The organism is Hydrogenophaga sp. Root209 (assembly GCF_001428625.1).
GTDB lineage: Bacteria > Pseudomonadota > Gammaproteobacteria > Burkholderiales > Burkholderiaceae_C > Hydrogenophaga.
Window position 1 is genome coordinate 98,859 of the sequence record NZ_LMIE01000033.1, and the last position, 16,137, is coordinate 114,995.

18 protein-coding genes are annotated in these 16,137 nt (G+C 65.2%); 12 read left to right on the plus strand and 6 right to left on the minus strand.

All coding sequences use genetic code 11. The annotated features are described in order from the left end of the window. Positions 1-21: 21 nt before the first annotated feature. The 3 genes from ASE11_RS23350 (at position 22) to ASE11_RS26045 (ending at position 1,840) form a co-directional block, all read left to right on the plus strand. The gene (locus ASE11_RS23350) at positions 22-654 is read left to right on the plus strand and encodes a general secretion pathway protein GspB (protein ID WP_056277618.1); all 633 of its coding nucleotides are present in this window, start codon (positions 22-24) and stop codon (positions 652-654) included. Positions 655-657: 3 nt separating this feature from the next. Beyond that, complete coding sequence (locus ASE11_RS23355) at positions 658-1,326, plus strand: ABC transporter ATP-binding protein (RefSeq protein ID WP_082585980.1); 669 nt, start codon at positions 658-660, stop codon at positions 1,324-1,326. A gap of 109 nt (positions 1,327-1,435) precedes the next feature. Beyond that, on the plus strand, positions 1,436-1,840 hold the full coding sequence (locus tag ASE11_RS26045; protein WP_156406471.1) for a hypothetical protein: 405 nt from the start codon (positions 1,436-1,438) through the stop codon (positions 1,838-1,840). A gap of 33 nt (positions 1,841-1,873) precedes the next feature. Here ASE11_RS26045 and ASE11_RS23365 read toward each other — a convergent pair whose 3' ends face one another. Then, on the minus strand, positions 1,874-2,854 hold the full coding sequence (locus ASE11_RS23365; RefSeq protein WP_056277623.1) for a LysR family transcriptional regulator: 981 nt from the start codon (positions 2,852-2,854) through the stop codon (positions 1,874-1,876). 98 nt (positions 2,855-2,952) lie between these two features. After that, entirely contained in the window at positions 2,953-4,116 is a 1,164-nt protein-coding gene (locus tag ASE11_RS23370) for an acyl-CoA dehydrogenase family protein (protein WP_056277626.1), read from the minus strand. 98 nt (positions 4,117-4,214) lie between these two features. Here ASE11_RS23370 and ASE11_RS23375 point away from each other — a divergent pair, with 98 nt between their 5' ends. From ASE11_RS23375 to ASE11_RS23410, 8 genes are all read left to right on the plus strand, one after another. After that, positions 4,215-5,420 carry an acetyl-CoA C-acetyltransferase gene (locus ASE11_RS23375; protein ID WP_056277629.1) on the plus strand — a complete coding sequence of 402 codons (1,206 nt, stop codon included), beginning with the start codon at positions 4,215-4,217 and terminating at the stop codon, positions 5,418-5,420. Between the two features lie 19 nt (positions 5,421-5,439). After that, on the plus strand, positions 5,440-7,596 hold the full coding sequence (locus ASE11_RS23380; RefSeq protein WP_056277632.1) for a 3-hydroxyacyl-CoA dehydrogenase NAD-binding domain-containing protein: 2,157 nt from the start codon (positions 5,440-5,442) through the stop codon (positions 7,594-7,596). 67 nt (positions 7,597-7,663) lie between these two features. Next, positions 7,664-8,407: a 3-oxoacyl-ACP reductase FabG gene (gene fabG, locus ASE11_RS23385; RefSeq protein WP_056277635.1), complete on the plus strand. Its 744-nt coding sequence runs from the start codon at positions 7,664-7,666 to the stop codon at positions 8,405-8,407. 135 nt (positions 8,408-8,542) lie between these two features. Further along, positions 8,543-10,144 carry an ATP-binding protein gene (locus ASE11_RS23390; protein ID WP_056277638.1) on the plus strand — a complete coding sequence of 534 codons (1,602 nt, stop codon included), beginning with the start codon at positions 8,543-8,545 and terminating at the stop codon, positions 10,142-10,144. A gap of 7 nt (positions 10,145-10,151) precedes the next feature. Next, complete coding sequence (locus ASE11_RS23395) at positions 10,152-10,556, plus strand: response regulator (protein WP_056277641.1); 405 nt, start codon at positions 10,152-10,154, stop codon at positions 10,554-10,556. A 52-nt stretch (positions 10,557-10,608) separates the two neighbouring features. Continuing rightward, a complete protein-coding gene (locus ASE11_RS23400; RefSeq protein ID WP_056278097.1) occupies positions 10,609-11,565 on the plus strand; it encodes a helix-turn-helix domain-containing GNAT family N-acetyltransferase in 957 nt (318 codons plus the stop codon). Between the two features lie 34 nt (positions 11,566-11,599). Then, positions 11,600-12,214 (plus strand): chromate transporter, encoded by a 615-nt coding sequence (locus ASE11_RS23405; RefSeq protein WP_056277644.1) that lies wholly within the window; start codon positions 11,600-11,602, stop codon positions 12,212-12,214. Further along, positions 12,211-12,807: a chromate transporter gene (locus tag ASE11_RS23410; RefSeq protein WP_056277647.1), complete on the plus strand. Its 597-nt coding sequence runs from the start codon at positions 12,211-12,213 to the stop codon at positions 12,805-12,807. The genes ASE11_RS23405 and ASE11_RS23410 overlap by 4 nt, the downstream gene beginning before the upstream one ends. A 13-nt stretch (positions 12,808-12,820) precedes the next feature. On the opposite strand, the gene ASE11_RS23415 is transcribed toward ASE11_RS23410, so the two are convergent. From ASE11_RS23415 to ASE11_RS23430, 4 genes are read right to left on the minus strand one after another with little or no spacing between them, the layout of a single operon-like run. Further along, positions 12,821-13,210 (minus strand): nuclear transport factor 2 family protein, encoded by a 390-nt coding sequence (locus ASE11_RS23415; protein ID WP_056277650.1) that lies wholly within the window; start codon positions 13,208-13,210, stop codon positions 12,821-12,823. A 45-nt stretch (positions 13,211-13,255) separates the two neighbouring features. Further along, the gene (locus tag ASE11_RS23420) at positions 13,256-13,978 is read right to left on the minus strand and encodes an SIR2 family NAD-dependent protein deacylase (protein WP_056277653.1); all 723 of its coding nucleotides are present in this window, start codon (positions 13,976-13,978) and stop codon (positions 13,256-13,258) included. 5 nt (positions 13,979-13,983) lie between these two features. Then, a complete protein-coding gene (gene rlmB, locus ASE11_RS23425) occupies positions 13,984-14,727 on the minus strand; it encodes a 23S rRNA (guanosine(2251)-2'-O)-methyltransferase RlmB (RefSeq protein WP_056277655.1) in 744 nt (247 codons plus the stop codon). Between the two features lie 32 nt (positions 14,728-14,759). After that, positions 14,760-15,458 carry an ABC transporter ATP-binding protein gene (locus ASE11_RS23430; protein ID WP_056277658.1) on the minus strand — a complete coding sequence of 233 codons (699 nt, stop codon included), beginning with the start codon at positions 15,456-15,458 and terminating at the stop codon, positions 14,760-14,762. On the opposite strand from ASE11_RS23430, the gene ASE11_RS23435 reads away from it, so the two are divergent. After that, entirely contained in the window at positions 15,457-16,137 is a 681-nt protein-coding gene (locus ASE11_RS23435; RefSeq protein ID WP_056277659.1) for an arylesterase, read from the plus strand. The genes ASE11_RS23430 and ASE11_RS23435 overlap by 2 nt on opposite strands.

Genomic DNA, 16,137 nt, shown 5'->3' on the forward strand with positions numbered 1-16,137 from the left:
CGCCCACTTCATCCATACCGCATGTCTTACATCCTCGACGCACTCCAACGGGCCGAAGCCGAGCGCGATCAGGGCCGCGTACCCGGGCTCAAGAGCGGCCTCGTTCCGCCCGACCAGGTGGCGCGCGGGCACGCCGCAACCCCGCGCCGCTGGCGCGCCGTGGGGGGACTGGTCGTCGCCCTCGCTCTCGCAGCCCCCGCGGCCTGGTGGTGGGCCGCCGGCACCGGCGAGCCCGAAACCCGGCCCATCAGCCAACCGATCGGCGCGCCGGCGCCGCTGGTGGCACCCCCAACAACCAGCGCACTGCCGGCCGAGCCCTCAGTAGCAGTGCGTGCACCCGAACAAGCCCCTGCACCCGCGTTACCCATACTCGCACCCGCGCGACCGAGCACCCCACCGCCCGCCGTCGGACCCACCGTTCGCGCGGACGTACCCACCTTCGGCCAACTCTCGCCCGAGGCCCGTGCGCAGCTTCCCGGCGTCAATGTGAGCGGCTCCACCTGGTCAAAAAACCCGGCGCTGCGCACCTTGATCGCCAATGGCAAGGTCGTGCAGGAAGGTCAGGACATCGCACCCGGTTTGCGCCTGGAAGCCATCGGCCCGCGCAACGCCGTGCTCAACCACCAGGGCCTGCGCTACAGCATCGGCTACTGAACAATGACACCCACCACCAACGCCCCAGTGCTGGAAGTCACCGGCCTGCATTTCGGCTGGCCAGACATCCCCCTGTTTCAAGACCTGAGCCTGCAGCTGCCCGCCGGCGTCTCGGTGGTCCATGGAGAGGAAAGCAGTGGCAAGACGACTCTCTTGAGACTGCTGGCAGGCGACCTGCGCGCCGACAGCGGGGCCTTCGTGCTGCGCAACACCCACCTGCAAACGCACGCAGATGCCTACCGGGCGCAGGTGTTTCGCACCGAGCCGCGCAGCGATGCGCTCGATGCGATCAGCGCGCGGGCATGGTTCGCCACCCTCGTGTCGCGCTACCCCGGCTTCGACTTGGGCAGTGCGCAAGACCTCGCGCGAGCCTTCGCGCTGGATCCCCACATCGACAAGCCGATGTACATGCTGTCGGCCGGCAGCAAACGAAAGGTCTGGCTGAGCGCGGCGTTTGCGGCAGGCACCGCCCTCACACTGATCGACGAGCCTTTCGCAGCGCTGGACATGAGCTCCATCCGCTTTCTCAACGCCTTGCTGCAGGAGGCTTCGGAGCACACCGATCGCGCCTGGGTGCTGGCCGACCACGCACCCCCCGAGGGCCTTGCGCTGAAGACCCGACTGGCGCTCGGCGACCCGCCCTTGCCCCGCTTTGTCCGACTGCACGATTGATTTTCGCTATTCATTTCTCCGAAAGCGCTATCGTTATCTTCGAAATGGACGCCTGAGCGGCGCGCTTCTAAATTCCTCCCATCGACAACGCAGTCATCGGAGGAAGTTCATGGCACACCAAGACCCACCGCGCGGCGCTCACCGCCTTCTCGCACAACCGTCTTTTTCCTGTTTCGATCCCGTCCCCGGCTCGGCAAGACAGGTCAACAGCGCCCCCAACACCAGCTTTCGAGAGTGGCTCAGAAGGATCACGTCCAGCGAGCACGAATCGATGCGGGTGGCGTGTGAACACATCCGGCTCGAACGACTCAAGAAGCTGCTGGGAACGATGCTCGGAGCGCACATCGCGGACATGTCCCGCCGGGACCTTCGGCTGTACCTGAAAGTGATCTCGGCCTCGCAGCTCGCCACCATTCGAGACCTGCGCTTCGAGTGCTTTGACCTCATCTGCAGAAAGATCAGCGAACCTGTCGCCGTGCAAAAACTGCGCGAGATGGATGCGCTGCTGGGGTGATGCGGCTCTTGCAAACGGCGCGCACGAAGCGTCTCACGAAGCGCGGGAGATGATCCCTCGGCTGGCGACCGGCGCGCCCTCCCCCGAGCCGTACGCGAGGTACTCGCGCAACTGCAAGCGCATCCACCGATGGGGTTTGCTGTTGTGGGTGCGCTGGTGCCAGATCATGTTGACAGGCATGGTGGGCCAGTTGAAGTCGGTGGGCAAGGGAATGCACCTGATCTTCGGATTTCCCCGCACCAGGTGCCGGGCCTGTTGCGGGCTGGTGGTCACCAGCCGGTCGGTGCGACCCAGCAACTCCGAACACAGGTGCCAGGAATTCACGATGGTCGTCCTTCGTGGCGCAAAACCCCGCGCTTCAAGCTCCAGGTCGATGGGGCTGCGGCGCCCGCCGTGGCGCTTGAGGAAGGTGATCAAGAGGTGCTCTTCGGCCTGGTATTGATCCAGCGTGAGCTCGTCGCCGATGCGCGGATGGTCCACATTCACGCAACAGTGCGTGATCTCGAAGTGCTTGACGGTTTCCACGTACAGATCGCGCGCATCGCCCGGCGGCTCGTAGTGGCTGCAGACCACGTCCACATCACCGGCGCGCAAGGCTTCCACGTCCTGGGGTCCGTTGGCAGGCGCATGAATATCCAGGCTCAGGCTGGGGGCCTTGCGCAGGATGCTGCGATACAGCTCCGCCAGCTCGGTTTCGCCGAACGCGTCGTAGCACGACATGATGATGTGCGCGTCGCATTGCAGCGGGTCAAACGCCCAGGCGCTGTTGCTCACGTCCTTCCACAGACCGACCATCTGCTGGAACACGGCAAACGCGCCATCGGCATAGGGCGTGAGCTGGTATCGGTTCTTCTCGCGAACGCACAGGTCGTCGTTGAGCACATTGCGCAGGCGAGTGAGCGCCTGACTGGCTGCCGACGGCGTGATGTTCATGCGCGCAGCCGCCTCGGTGAGGCTCTGACTCTCGATGAGTTCGCAGAACAGCGCCAGTTGTTTGATGTCGACGTTTTTCACCTTCCACCCTCCCCAGTACAAAAACCGAAGCAATCATACTTTTTAAGTACAAATCACGGATTGATCTGGACAGAAGGAATGCGAAATATTTCCGAGAATCAGCGCCCGCCCAGACCCATGCTGCGCGAGATCACCTCCTTCATGATCTCGTTGGTGCCACCGTAGATGCGCTGCACGCGCGCATCGGCGTAGGCGCGGGTGATGGGGTATTCCCACATATAGCCGTAGCCACCGAACAGCTGAACGCACTCGTCCATCACCTTGCACTGCAGGTCGGAGCACCAGTACTTGGCCATGCTGGCGGTGGCGGTGTCGAGCTTGTCCACATTCACCAGTTCGCAGCATTTGTCCACGAACACGCGCGCCACCTGCACCTCGGTCTGCAGCTCGGCCAACTTGTAGCGCGTGTTCTGGAAGGCGGCCACCGGCTGGCCGAACACCTTGCGGTCTTTCGTGTACTCCACCGTCCAGTCGATCGCGGCCTGCGCCGCGGCCACCGCACCAATGGCGATTTGCAGCCGCTCCCAGGGCAACTGCTCCATGAGGCAGATGAAGCCGCGGTTTTCGTGTGCCGCACCGCCCAGCAGGTTCTCGGCCGGCACTTTCACATTGTCGAAAAACAGCTCGGAGGTGTCTTGAGCCTTCATGCCCAGTTTCTTCAGGCGCTTGCCCTTCTCGAAGCCCGGCATGCCGCGCTCCACCAGCAGCAGGCTGGTGCCCTTGGCACCGGCGCTCGGGTCGGTCTTGGCGACCACGATCACCAGATCGGCGTGCCACCCGTTGGTGATGAAGGTCTTGCTGCCATTGAGCAGGTAGCTGCCATCGGCCTGTTTGATGGCCGTGCTCTTGACGCCCTGCAGGTCGCTGCCGGCGGCGGGCTCGCTCATGGCAATGGCACCCACCATCTCGCCGCTGGCGAGCTTGGGCAGGTACTTCTGTTTCTGCGCCTCGGTGCCGTAGTGCAGGATGTAGGGCGCCACGATTTCGCTGTGCAGTCCAAAGCCAATGCCGCTGAAACCGGTGCGCGCGATCTCCTCCATCTGCACCACCGAGTACAGCTTGTCGGCTTCAGAGCCACCGTAGGCTTCGGGCAAAGTCATGCACAGAAAGCCGTTGTCGCCGGCCTTGCTCCACACCGCGCGGTCCACGTAACCCTGCTCTTCCCAAGCCTCGTGGTGCGGCGCGATTTCTTTTTCAATGAACTTGCGAAAGCTGTCGCGGAAGGCCTCATGGTCGGTGTTGAACAGGTTGCGCTCGATCATGATGTCACCTATCAGACTGGGGAAGAGAATTTGACAAAGCAGTTGCTTGGCAAAAGTCTATACTGATTCGCGGCATCCGCCTTCCCCCAGGAGACTCCATGAGCGAAGCATTCGTATTCGATGCCGTGCGCACGCCGCGCGGCAAAGGCAAGAAAGACGGCAGCCTGCACGAGGTCAAGCCGGTCGACCTGCTCGCCGGTGTGTTGACCCATCTGCAGCAGCGCAACGGCTTCGACACCGCCGCAGTGGACGACGTGGTCATGGGTGTGGTCTCTCCGATCGGCGAGCAGGGCTCGGTTATCGCCAAGGTGGCCGCGCTCAAGGCCGGCTGGGACTGGCGCTGCTCGGGCGTGCAACTCAACCGTTTCTGCGCTTCCGGCCTCGAAGCCGTGAACATGGCGGCGATGAAGGTGAAGAGCGGCTGGGAAGACCTGGTCGTCGCTGGCGGCGTGGAGAGCATGAGCCGCGTGCCGATCGGGTCGGACGGCGGCGCCTGGGCGCAGGACCCGCAGACCAACAGCGACACGATGTTCGTGCCGCAAGGCATCGGCGCGGATCTGATCGCCACCCTGGAGGGGTTCAGCCGAGACGACGTGGACGCCTTCGCGCTCGAATCGCAGAAGCGCGCGGCGGCCGCGCGCGCCGCGGGTTACTTCAAGGGCTCGGTCGTGCCGGTCACCGATTTCCTGGGCCAGACCATCCTGGACGAAGACGAGTTCATCAAGCCGCACACCACCATGGACGGCCTGGCTGCGCTCAAACCCGCGTTCGAGCAACTCGGCGGCATGGGGTTTGATTCGGTGGCGCTGCAGCGCTACCCGCAGGTCGAGCGCATCCACCACGTGCACCACGCGGGCAATTCCTCGGGCATCGTCGACGGCGCCACGGCCGTGCTGATCGGCAGCGAGGCCGCTGGCAAGACGCACAAGCTCACGCCGCGCGCGCGTATCGTCTCGGTGGCGCTCTCGGGGGCCGATCCCACCATCATGCTCACCGGCCCCATGCCCGCGGCGCGCAAGGCGCTGGCCAAGGCGGGCCTCACCATCGACCAGATCGACCTGTTCGAGGTGAACGAGGCCTTTGCGGCCGTGCCCATGAAGTTCATGAAGGAGATGGGCGTGCCGCACGAAAAAGTAAACGTCAACGGCGGCGCGATCGCCATGGGCCATCCACTGGGCGCCACCGGCGCCATGATCCTGGGCACGCTGGTCGACGAACTGCACCGCCGCCAGCTGCGCTATGGCCTGGCCACGCTCTGCGTGGGCGGCGGCATGGGCATCGCGACGATCGTCGAGCGAGTCTGAACAGGAAGCCGATCACCACATGAAAACCATCCGCTACGAACTGCACGAAGGCATCGCCACCCTCACCTTCGACGAGCCCGGCTCGCCAGTGAACACCATGTGCGCAGACTGGCAGCGCGACCTGACCACCGCTACCGGCCTGGTGGTGCGCGACAAGGGCTTGATCAAAGGCATCATCCTCGCGTCGGCCAAGAGCACCTTCTTCGCTGGCGCCGACCTCAAGAGCACGATGCGCCTGACACCGGCCGACGCGCCGCGCGTCTTCGCCGAGATCGAGCAGACCAAGAAGAACTTCCGCACGCTGGAGACGCTGGGCGTGCCGGTGGTGAGCTGCATCAACGGCGCGGCCCTCGGCGGCGGCTGGGAAGTGGCGCTCGTGGGCCACCACCGCGTGGCGGCGGACGACCCCCGAATCCAGCTCGGCCTGCCCGAAATCACGCTCGGCCTCATCCCTGGCGCCACCGGCATCACCAAGATGACGCGCCTGCTCGGCCTGATGGGCGCGCAGCCTTTCATTCTGGAAAGCAAGCTATTCAATCCGCGCGAAGCGCTCGAACTCGGTCTCGTGCACGAACTGGTGCCGGCCAACGGAGCCGATCTGGCGGCCTCCCTGCGCACCACAGCCCTCCTGTGGATCACGGCCAACCCTAAGGCCCAACACCCCTGGGATGCCAAGGACTACAAGATCCCGGGCGGCACTCCGTCCAGCCCCAAGATCGCCAGCATGCTGACCGTGGCCCCGGCCGTGCTCAAGCAGAAGACACGCGGCCTGTACCCCGCACCTGAAGCCGCGCTGGCGGCCATGGCCGAAGGCGCGATGGTGGACTACGACACCGCCACGCGCATCGAGAGCCGTTACCTGGCCAAGCTCATCGTGAGCCCGGTGGCCAGAAACATGATCAACACGTTCTTCTTCAACATGAACGCGATCAAGAGCGGGCAGTCGCGTCCGAAAGATGTGCCGCGCTACAAGCCGAAGAAGGTCGGCATTCTCGGCGCCGGCATGATGGGCGCGGGCATCGCCTACACCCAGGCCAGCCGTGGCATCGACACCGTGCTGGAAGACGTGAGCCTGGAGAACGCCCAGCGCGGCAAGCTCTACAGCGCGCGGCTCACACAGACACGCGTGGACCAGGGGCGCATGAACCCGCAAGATCAGCAGGCGCTGCTCGAACGCATCAGGCCCACCGCCTATCCGTCGGACCTGCAGGGCTGCGACCTCATCATCGAGGCCGTGTTCGAGAACCGCGAACTCAAGGCCACCGTCACACACGAAGCCGAGCCCATGCTGGCCCCGGGTGGCTTCTTCGCCAGCAACACCTCGACCTTGCCCATCTCCAGTCTGGCCCAGGCCAGCATCAACCCAGCCAAGTTCATCGGCATCCATTTCTTCAGCCCGGTGGACAAGATGAGGCTGGTGGAGATCATCCGCGGCAAGGAAACGGACGACGAGACGGTGGCGCGCGCCTACGACTACGTGCAGGCGCTGGGCAAGCTGCCCATCGTGGTGAACGACTCGCGCGGTTTCTACACCAGCCGCACCTTCGGCACCTTCGTCATGGAAGGCGCGGCCATGCTGGGCGAAGGCATTCCCGCGCCGGTGATCGAAAACGCGTCCATGCAGGCCGGCATGCCGGTGGGGCCCTTGGCCGTGCTGGACGAAACCGCGCTGTCGCTCTCGGTTCATGTGCTCGACCAGACCCGTGCCGACTTTGCCGCCGAGGGCAAGGCCTACGCCGCCACACCGGGTGAACTGCTGGTCGAGCGCATGGTCAAGGAACTCAACCGCGCAGGCCGCGCGGCCGGCGGCGGCTTCTACGACTACCCAGCCGGACAAAAGAAGACGCTCTGGCCGGAACTCAAACCTTTGTTCGAAAAGCCCGGGCGCGCCTGGGACCTGCAGGACGTGAAAGACCGCCTGCTCTACCGCCAGGCCGTGGAAACCGCGCGCTGCCTGGCCGAAGGTGTGCTCACATCCGTGCACGACGGCAACATCGGCTCCCTCTTCGGCATCGGCTTCCCGGCCTGGACCGGTGGTGCGCTGCAGTTCATCTACGGCATGGGCATCGACGCCTTCGAGCAGCGCTGCGCCGGGCTGGCCGCCCGACATGGCAATGGTTTCGACCTCGACGAGGCCACCCTGCGCGCCATCCGCCACCATCAACCCGTGTACTGAGCGCCCTCATCCCTCCCGCCGGCAGGTCCTGCCGGCTTTTTTTCGACCCCCTCCTCACCGATCCAGCATGAAACGTCTCCAAGGAAAAATCAGCCTCATCACCGGTGCCGCCCAGGGCATCGGCCTGGCCACCGCGATCAAGTTCGCACACGAAGGCGCCGTGGTCATCGTGTGCGATGTGAAGCAGGCGGCGGTGGACGCCGCCGTGCAACAGTGCGAAGCGCTCGGCGCCCAGGCGGTGGGTTTCGTGATGGACGTGACGCAGCGCGAGATGGTGGATGCAGTCGTGGCACGGGTGATGGAGCGCTTCGGTCGAATCGACGTGCTGGTGAACAATGCCGGCATCACGCAGGACGCGCGGCTGCAGAAGATGACACTGGAGCAGTTCGACCGGGTGATCGACGTGAACCTGCGAGGTGTGTTCCATTGCGCCCAGGCCGTGACCGAGCACATGACCGCGCAAGGCAGTGGTGTGATCCTCAACGCCTCGTCGGTGGTGGGCATTTACGGCAACTTCGGCCAGACCAACTACGCGGCAACCAAGTTCGGCGTGATCGGCTTCACCAAGACCTGGAGCCGTGAACTCGGCCCCAAGGGCATTCGCGTCAACGCCGTGGCGCCTGGCTTCATCGCCACCTCCATCCTCGGCACGATTCCGGAGAAGGTCATCACAGAGATGGAGCATCGCGTGCCCTTGCGCCGACTTGGTCAGCCTGAAGAGATCGCCAACGTGTACGCCTTTCTCGCCAGCGACGAGGCGAGCTACATCAACGGCGCCGTGATCGAGATTTCGGGCGGTATGTCGGTTTAGCCGGCGCGCGCAGCTTCACCGTGTGCGCCCTGGGGGGCGCGTGTCGAAGTGGACAGGCGGCGCTATATCGCTGCTGGAAACGGGTGCTGCGCAGGGGGCTGTGTTACAACTTGACGACCCCCTGAAACGCTCACGATGCAGACATCCCCGATCCCGGCCAACGAGGCACAGCGACTGGCCAGACTCCACGGCCTGGGCATCCTGGATACGCTGCCGCAAAAGGCATTCGACGACATTTCAGCACTGGCCCAGATGATCTGCGGGACTCCGGTGGCGCTCATCACGCTCATCGACCAGGACCGCCAGTGGTTCAAGTCGCGCATTGGCCTGGAAGCGCAGGAAACACCGCGGGACGTGGCCTTTTGCTCACACGCCATCATGGATCCCGAGCAGGTGATGATGGTCGAAAACCTGCAACTGGACCCTCGTTTCAACAGCAACCCGTTTGTGGCCGGCCCGGCCAGCGCGCGCTTTTATGCCGGTGCCCCCATCGTCACCCATGACGGTTTTGCGCTGGGCACGGTGTGCGTCGTCGACCTGAAAGCCCGCTCGCTTCAACCTGACCAGTTGGGCGCCTTGCGCCGCCTGGCCAGCCTCGTCACCAGCCTGCTGGAACACGAGTCGGTGCGCCGCGAAGAAGCCCGGCTGCAGCACGAGCAACTCACCGCCATGGCAATTTCGGGTCTTGACCTGCAGGTCTACATCGACACACAACACGTCTATCAACATGTCAACGACACGTTCCTGGCGTATTGGGGTTGTACCCGCGAGCAGATCATCGGACGCCGCGTTGCGGAGCATGTGGGTGAAGAGGAGTTTCGCACGATCATCCAACCCCAGCTGGTGCGCGCATTGGCGGGCGAGCCCGGTTTCTACGCCCGCAAACCGAATTTCCCCGGACGCGGTCCTCGTCACCTGGAAGTGGCCCTGCTGCCGGTGCGCAATCCCAGGGGCGAGATCACCGGCGCCGTGATGCGGGCACAGGACGTGCACGAAACCCGGGCGCGCGAAGCGCAGCTGCAGCAAACAGTTGCACTGCTCGAACAAAAAACCCTGGAGCAGGATCGCTTCATCCACATCATCTCCCACGACCTGCGCGAACCGATCAACACCGTCAACAACTTCACCTCGCTGCTGGTCACCGACCATGTGGACGAACTCAGCCCCCCGGCCCAGCGATACCTCTCGTTCGTGCAATCGGGCGGCCAGCGCATGAGATTCTTGCTCGACGACCTGCTGCATTTCGTGCGACTGGGCAACCATGCCGTGCAACTGCGCCCGCTGGAGGTCTCCCGTTTGATGCACCAGCTTCAGGACGACCTGACCCCCTTGCTTCAACGCACGGGCGGGCGCGTCGAATGCGCACCACAAGCGTCGGTGATGGCCGATGAACCGCTGCTGCGCATCGTGCTGAAGAACCTGACCTCCAACGGCTTGAAATTTTCCCGCCAGGGCGTGCCTCCCGTGGTGCGTATCGCGGTTGAAGGGGTCGATGGCGGCCACCGGATTCACGTGCATGACAACGGCATCGGCATTGCGGAGGAACACCAGCACGACATCTTTGACATGTTCAAGCGCCTGCACACGCGCAAGCACTTTGAGGGCTCCGGTCTGGGCCTGTCCGTCTGCCGCCGCGTCGCGCAATTGCACGGCGGTAGCATCAGCGTGCAGTCCACACTTGGCGAAGGCAGTCGCTTCACGCTCCATCTGCCCGCCGCCCCGCCGCACTCCACTTGACATGACCATGACCATGACCGCACCCGAGCGTTTCATCCTCATCGACGACAACGAAGCGGACAACGTCTTCCACGAGATCATGATCCGGCGCGCCGGGTTCACCGGCGACATCCTGGTGTTTGAAAGCGGCATCGAGGCATTGCGCCACCTCAAAACCGATCCCCTCACCCTTCCGACCTGCATCTATCTCGACATCAACATGCCGCTGATGGACGGCTTCGAGTTCGCGCTCGAAGCCACACCCCTGCTGATGGGCAAGCCCGCGGTGGTGGTGATGATGCTGACCTCGTCGGACGCCCCACAGGATCGCGAGAAGGCCGCCCAAACGCCGCTCATCCAGGGCTTCGTGACCAAGCCGCTCACGCGCGAGCGGGTGCGCGAAATCCTGCAATCGGGCGCCAACTTCAGCTGACATCGGCAGACATTTAATTGCCATAGTCAACAAAATGCCCGACACTGCGGGCATGCAAGCAGCCGCTTCCACCGCAGATGCCTCGAGACCAGTCGACCCCAGTCAGGTGCGCGCTCTGCGCGCCTTCAACCGCTTCTACACCCAACGCACCGGCCTGCTCGACCCCTACCTGGGCAGCGCGTTTTCCCTCACCGAAGTGCGCGTGCTCTACGAGCTGGCACACCACGCGCCCTGCACCGCCAGCGAGCTCGGGCGTCGGCTGCTGCTCGATGCGGGCTACCTCAGCCGCATCGTGCGCCGCTTCATCGATGCCGGCTGGATCACGCGCACCCCCTCGCCCACCGACGCCCGCCAGCATGCGCTGAGCCTCACACCCGAAGGCCGCGCCGCGTTCGAGCCCATGCAACAGCGCTCGCGCGAGGAGGCCGCGCGCCTGCTGGCTCCGCTGGCGCCGGAACGGCGGGACACCTTGGTGGCTGCGCTGGCGCGGGTGCAGGCCCTGCTGGACCCGGACGCTGGCAAGCCCTCGCGCACCGCCGTGCTGCGCGACGTGCGAGCTGGCGACATGGGCTGGGTGGTGCAGCAGCATGGCGAAATCTACGCGCGCGAGTATGGCTGGAACAGCGAGTTCGAGGCCCTGGTGGCGGAGATCGTCGCCGGCATGATCCGCCAGCACGACCCGGTGTGGGAACGCGGCTGGATCGCTGAGCTCGATGGCGAACGCGTGGGTTCGGTCTTCGTGGTGCGCAAGAGCGAGACCGAAGCGCAGTTGCGGCTGCTGATCCTCAGCCCCGCCGCGCGCGGCCTGGGCCTGGGTGCGCGCCTCACCGACGAATGCCTGGCCTTCGCGCGCGCCAAGGGCTACCGCAAGATGGTGCTGTGGACCAACGGCATCCTCACCGCCGCGCGCGCCATCTACGCGCAGCGCGGCTTTGTTCTTGTGCACAGCGAGGCCCACCACAGTTACGGCCACGACCTCGTGGGGGAGACCTGGGAACTCGCGCTCTGAGCCAAGCCATGAGCGCAGCACGATAATCGCGGCCATGCCCACAGCCCCAGCCCACCTGCCCGACGACGCCCTCAACCACCCCCAGTCGAAAACCGACCTGTTCGTCTCCTTCACCTGGCTGGCCTTGCAAGGCTTTGGCGGGGTGCTGGCGGTGGTGCAGCGCGAGCTGGTGGAGAAAAAGCGCTGGATGACGCGCGAGCAGTTCATTGAAGACTGGGCGGTCGCGCAGATCATGCCGGGACCCAATGTGGTCAACCTCTCCATGATGATCGGCGGGCGCTACTTCGGCCTGCCAGGTGCCATGGCAGCGCTGGCCGGCATGCTGGCTGCGCCGCTCGTGGTTGTGCTGCTGCTGGCGGTGCTCTATGGCAACGTGGCCGACAACCCCGTGGCGCAAAACGCGCTGCGGGGCATGGGCGCCGTGGCCGCCGGCCTGATCACCGCCACCGGCATCAAGCTCATCGCCGCGCTCGGCAAGAACGCGATGGGCATGACGGTGTGCGTCGGCCTCGCGGTGCTCACCTTCATCGCCATCGGCCTGATGCGCTGGCCCCTGCTGTGGGTGCTGCTGGGCATTGGCGGCGCGGCCTGCCTGTGGGCCTATCGCGTACTGGCCGACGGGCCTGCTGACCGCAAGGCATTGCCATGAGCATGGCGCCCACTGTGGCCAACTGGCTCGACCTCTTCACCCATTTCGCTTCGCTCTCGCTGCTCGGCGTGGGCGGTGCCATCACCACCGCACCTGACATGCACCGCTATCTGGTCTACCAGAACGGCTGGCTCAGCGACGCACAGTTCACCTCATCGATCGCGCTCTCACAAGCCGCACCAGGGCCCAACGTGCTCTTCGTCGCCCTGCTCGGCTGGAACGTCGGCCTCAACGCAGGCGGCGGCCCCGCTGCTGGTGGAAATGCCTGGGCGCTCGCGTTTCTGGGCGTGGTGGTCACCATGGTGGCCATCATGCTGCCCTCCTCCGTGCTCACCTACACTGCCACCCGCTGGGCGCACAAGAACCGCGAACTGCGCGCGGTGCGGGCCTTCAAGACCGGCATGGCGCCGATCGTGATCGCCTTGCTGATTGCCACCGGCTGGCTGCTCACCGGTTCCCACGACCACCCCGAGCGTGACTGGCCCCTGTGGCTGCTCACCACCGCGGCCACGCTGCTGGTGTGGCGCACGAAGATCCACCTGCTGTGGATGATCGGTGCGGGCGCCGTTCTGGGCGCGCTGGGCTGGGTGTGAAGCCCGCTGCAGGCTACTGGTTGGCCTGCAGCATGGCCGCCATCTTCTGGTGGATCAAGTTGATCGCCTTGAGCGGGCGGATCATCACCTTGAAATCGACGATGCGGCCCTCGTCGTTCCAACGAATCATGTCGACGCCGTTGACTGTGATGCCGTCGATCTCGACCTGGAACTCCAGCACCGCGTCGCGTGGCCCGACCACTTCACGCACGTAGCGGAATGAAGCGTTGAAGAACACGTGGAACGCCGCGGCCAGGTACTGCGTGGTGACTGCCTTGCCGGCCTGGGGCGTGTGCACCACCGGCGAATGAAAGACGACGTCATCTGCCAGCAGGTCGCGCAGGCCCTTGATGCTGCGGGTCTGGACCACTTCGTGCCATGTGTCGAGGGTGGCGATCGCCATGTGTCGTCTCCAGTGGTGCCAGCGGGCGTGGCAGGTGGCGACAGCTTACGCCAGCAGCAGCGGCAGACACAGCGCCGCTGGCTGCCTGAGGCACAGCTCGGCCACGGCATCCAGTGGCGTGACCTCGGGGTTCACGATCACCACGCGCGCGCCGCACTGGTGGGCGGTGAGCGCCAGGCCTGCGGCGGGATAGACCTCACCCGAGGTACCCACCACCAGCATCAGCTCGCAGTGGCGCGCGGCCTGCTCCGCAGCCTCAAGCGCGACCGTGGGCAGGTGCTCGCCGAACCAGACCACCGCCGGCCGGCGCAGGTTGCCGCAGACCGGGCAGCGCGGCGGCCGTCCCGCCTCGATGGCGTCGACCCGGCAGCAGGCGCGCGGCGCGTCCAGCCAACGGTCGTCGGCGATGTTGCCGTGCAGGGCCAGGGCATTGGTGTGGCCCGCGCGCTGGTGCAGACCGTCCACGTTCTGGGTGATGAGGGTCAGGCGGCCAGGGTGCCGCTGCTCAAAAGCCGCCAGCGCCACATGGCCCGCGTTGGGCGCCACGCCTGCGATCATTTCACGACGGTGGGCATACCAGTCCCACACGCGCTGAGGGTGGGCGCGAAAGGCGGCTTCGGTGGCGAGCTCCTGCGGATTGAATTGCGACCACAGTCCGGTCTGCGCGTCGCGGAAGGTGGGCACGCCGGACTCTGCGCTCATGCCCGCGCCGGTGAGCACGGCGATGTGGCGCGCTTCGCGGATCCAGCCGCGCACCGTCTCGAGCATGGGCTTCAGCTGCGCTGGCGCAGCGCCTCGTACAGACACACGCCGCTGGCCACCGACACGTTCAAGCTCTCCACCGCGCCGTGCATGGGAATGCTCACGAGCTCGTCGCAGGTCTTGCGCGTGAGCTGGCGCATGCCCGCGCCTTCGGCGCCGAGCACCAGCGCCACCGGGCCCTTGAGGTCCACCTGGTAGAGCGTCTTTGGCGCGTCGTCGCTGGTGCCGATGATCCAGATGTTGCGCTCCTTGAGCTCACCCAAGGTGCGCGCCAGGTTGGTCACCATGAAGTAGGGCATGGTCTCGGCCGCACCGCTGGCCACCTTGGCCACGGTGGCGTTGATGCCGGCGGCGTGGTCCTTGGGTGCGATCACGGCGTGCGCACCAGCGCCGTCGGCCACGCGCAAGCAGGCGCCGAGGTTGTGCGGGTCGGTGATGCCGTCGAGCACCAGCAGCAGGGGTGCCACACCGGTGGCCTCCAGTTGCTCCAGCAACTCGTCAAGCGAATGCACCTGCTTGATCTCTTCCACGCGGGCGGCCACACCCTGGTGGCCGTGGCTACCGGCGAGCTTGGCGATGCGCAGGCCGTCGGCTTCGATCAGACGGGCGTTGGCCTCGCGGGCCTTGTCGAGGAACTGGCGCATGCGCGCGTCGCGGCGCGTGGGCTCGTAGTAGATCTCGATGATGGATTGGGGCGCGGTTTTCAGGCGCACGCCCACGGCGTGAAAGCCGAAAAGCACTTTGGGGGAAGACATGCCCGGATTATCCCCTCCGGGCGCGGGCGGCCTCAGGCGATGGCCGCGGCCTCTTGGGCTTCGGGCACCACCTGCCCGGCCTCGATGGTGATGCGCCGTTCGCAACGCTGGGCAATGCCCCGGTCGTGCGTGACCAGCACGAGCGTGGTGCCCTGCTCGCGGTTCAGATCGAACATGAGCTCCATGATCTTGCCGCCCGTGGCGAAATCGAGGCTGCCGGTGGGCTCGTCGGCCAGCAGCACGGCGGGCTGCACCACGAATGCACGCGCCAGCGCCACACGCTGCTGCTCACCACCCGAGAGCACCTTGGGGTAGCTGGAGAGCCGTTCGCCCAAACCCACACGCTGCAGCATGTGGGTGGCGGTGGCGCGGGCATCGCGCCGCCCGGCGAGCTCCAACGGCAACATCACGTTTTCCAGCGCAGTGAGGTTGCCCAGCAACTGGAAGCTCTGGAACACGAAACCGACCTTTTGTGAGCGCAGCGCGGCGCGCTGGTCTTCGTCCATCGCAAACAAATCAACGCCATCGATGTGAATTGTGCCGCTGGTGGGGGTGTCCAATCCGGCCACGATGGACAGCAGCGTGCTCTTGCCCGACCCGGAGGCACCCACGATGGCGGCGGTTTCCCCCTTGTTCAGGGTGAAATCGATATCGCGCAGAATGGTCAGCGAACCGGTGGAGTCGGTGACCGACTTGAACACATGCTGGACCGCAATCATCACATCGGACATGGAAGGACTTCTCAAGTTGAAACGCCGTCACTTTAACGCGCTGGCCTGCAGCGTGTGCGCGCTCGCCACTGCAGGGTCTTTGGGCCATGCGCTGGCGCAAGCCGCCAGCAGCAACCTGCCGGTGGTTCTGGTGGTGGGCGACTCGCTGAGCGCTGAGTACGGTCTCAAGCGCGGCACCGGCTGGGTGGCCTTGATGGGCGAGACGCTCGCTGAGGAAAAGGTCAAGGCGCGCATGGTCAACGCCAGCATCAGCGGTGACACCACGTCCGGCGGGCGTTCGCGCATCGCGGCGCTGCTCAAGCAGCACAAACCGAAGTGGGTGGTGATCGAGCTCGGCGGCAACGATGCGCTGCGTGGTCTGCCGCTGAACATGACGCGCGACAACCTCGCCACCATGGCGCGCCTCTCGCGCGAAGCGGGTGCGCAGGTGCTGCTGCTGGGCATGGAGATGCCGCCGAACTACGGCGCGAAGTACGCGCAGGAGTTCCGCGACCTGTACACCACCGTGGCCAAGGCCGAAAAAACCGTGCTTGTTCCGTTTTTCCTCAAGGGCGTGGCCGACACGAAAGACCCAACGGCGCTTTTCCAGGCCGATCGCATCCATCCCAACGAGCGCGCCCAGGCCACCATGCGCGACAACGTGTGGCCCGAACTGCGCAAGCTGATCACGCGCCGATAA

What these genes read in the sequence shown, in the direction of transcription:
- ASE11_RS23390 (WP_056277638.1), top strand. Translation starts at nt 8,543, where the DNA reads ATGCAGACATCCCCGATCCCGGCCAACGAGGCACAGCGACTGGCCAGA.
- ASE11_RS23350 (WP_056277618.1), top strand. Translation starts at nt 22, where the DNA reads ATGTCTTACATCCTCGACGCACTCCAACGGGCCGAAGCCGAGCGCGAT.
- ASE11_RS23430 (WP_056277658.1), bottom strand. Translation starts at nt 15,458, where the DNA reads ATGTCCGATGTGATGATTGCGGTCCAGCATGTGTTCAAGTCGGTCACC.
- ASE11_RS23415 (WP_056277650.1), bottom strand. Translation starts at nt 13,210, where the DNA reads ATGGCGATCGCCACCCTCGACACATGGCACGAAGTGGTCCAGACCCGC.
- ASE11_RS26045 (WP_156406471.1), top strand. Translation starts at nt 1,436, where the DNA reads ATGGCACACCAAGACCCACCGCGCGGCGCTCACCGCCTTCTCGCACAA.
- ASE11_RS23410 (WP_056277647.1), top strand. Translation starts at nt 12,211, where the DNA reads ATGAGCATGGCGCCCACTGTGGCCAACTGGCTCGACCTCTTCACCCAT.
- ASE11_RS23420 (WP_056277653.1), bottom strand. Translation starts at nt 13,978, where the DNA reads ATGCTCGAGACGGTGCGCGGCTGGATCCGCGAAGCGCGCCACATCGCC.
- ASE11_RS23355 (WP_082585980.1), top strand. Translation starts at nt 658, where the DNA reads ATGACACCCACCACCAACGCCCCAGTGCTGGAAGTCACCGGCCTGCAT.
- ASE11_RS23375 (WP_056277629.1), top strand. Translation starts at nt 4,215, where the DNA reads ATGAGCGAAGCATTCGTATTCGATGCCGTGCGCACGCCGCGCGGCAAA.
- ASE11_RS23435 (WP_056277659.1), top strand. Translation starts at nt 15,457, where the DNA reads ATGGAAGGACTTCTCAAGTTGAAACGCCGTCACTTTAACGCGCTGGCC.
- ASE11_RS23400 (WP_056278097.1), top strand. Translation starts at nt 10,609, where the DNA reads ATGCAAGCAGCCGCTTCCACCGCAGATGCCTCGAGACCAGTCGACCCC.
- ASE11_RS23405 (WP_056277644.1), top strand. Translation starts at nt 11,600, where the DNA reads ATGCCCACAGCCCCAGCCCACCTGCCCGACGACGCCCTCAACCACCCC.
- rlmB (WP_056277655.1), bottom strand. Translation starts at nt 14,727, where the DNA reads ATGTCTTCCCCCAAAGTGCTTTTCGGCTTTCACGCCGTGGGCGTGCGC.
- ASE11_RS23395 (WP_056277641.1), top strand. Translation starts at nt 10,152, where the DNA reads ATGACCATGACCGCACCCGAGCGTTTCATCCTCATCGACGACAACGAA.
- ASE11_RS23380 (WP_056277632.1), top strand. Translation starts at nt 5,440, where the DNA reads ATGAAAACCATCCGCTACGAACTGCACGAAGGCATCGCCACCCTCACC.
- fabG (WP_056277635.1), top strand. Translation starts at nt 7,664, where the DNA reads ATGAAACGTCTCCAAGGAAAAATCAGCCTCATCACCGGTGCCGCCCAG.
- ASE11_RS23370 (WP_056277626.1), bottom strand. Translation starts at nt 4,116, where the DNA reads ATGATCGAGCGCAACCTGTTCAACACCGACCATGAGGCCTTCCGCGAC.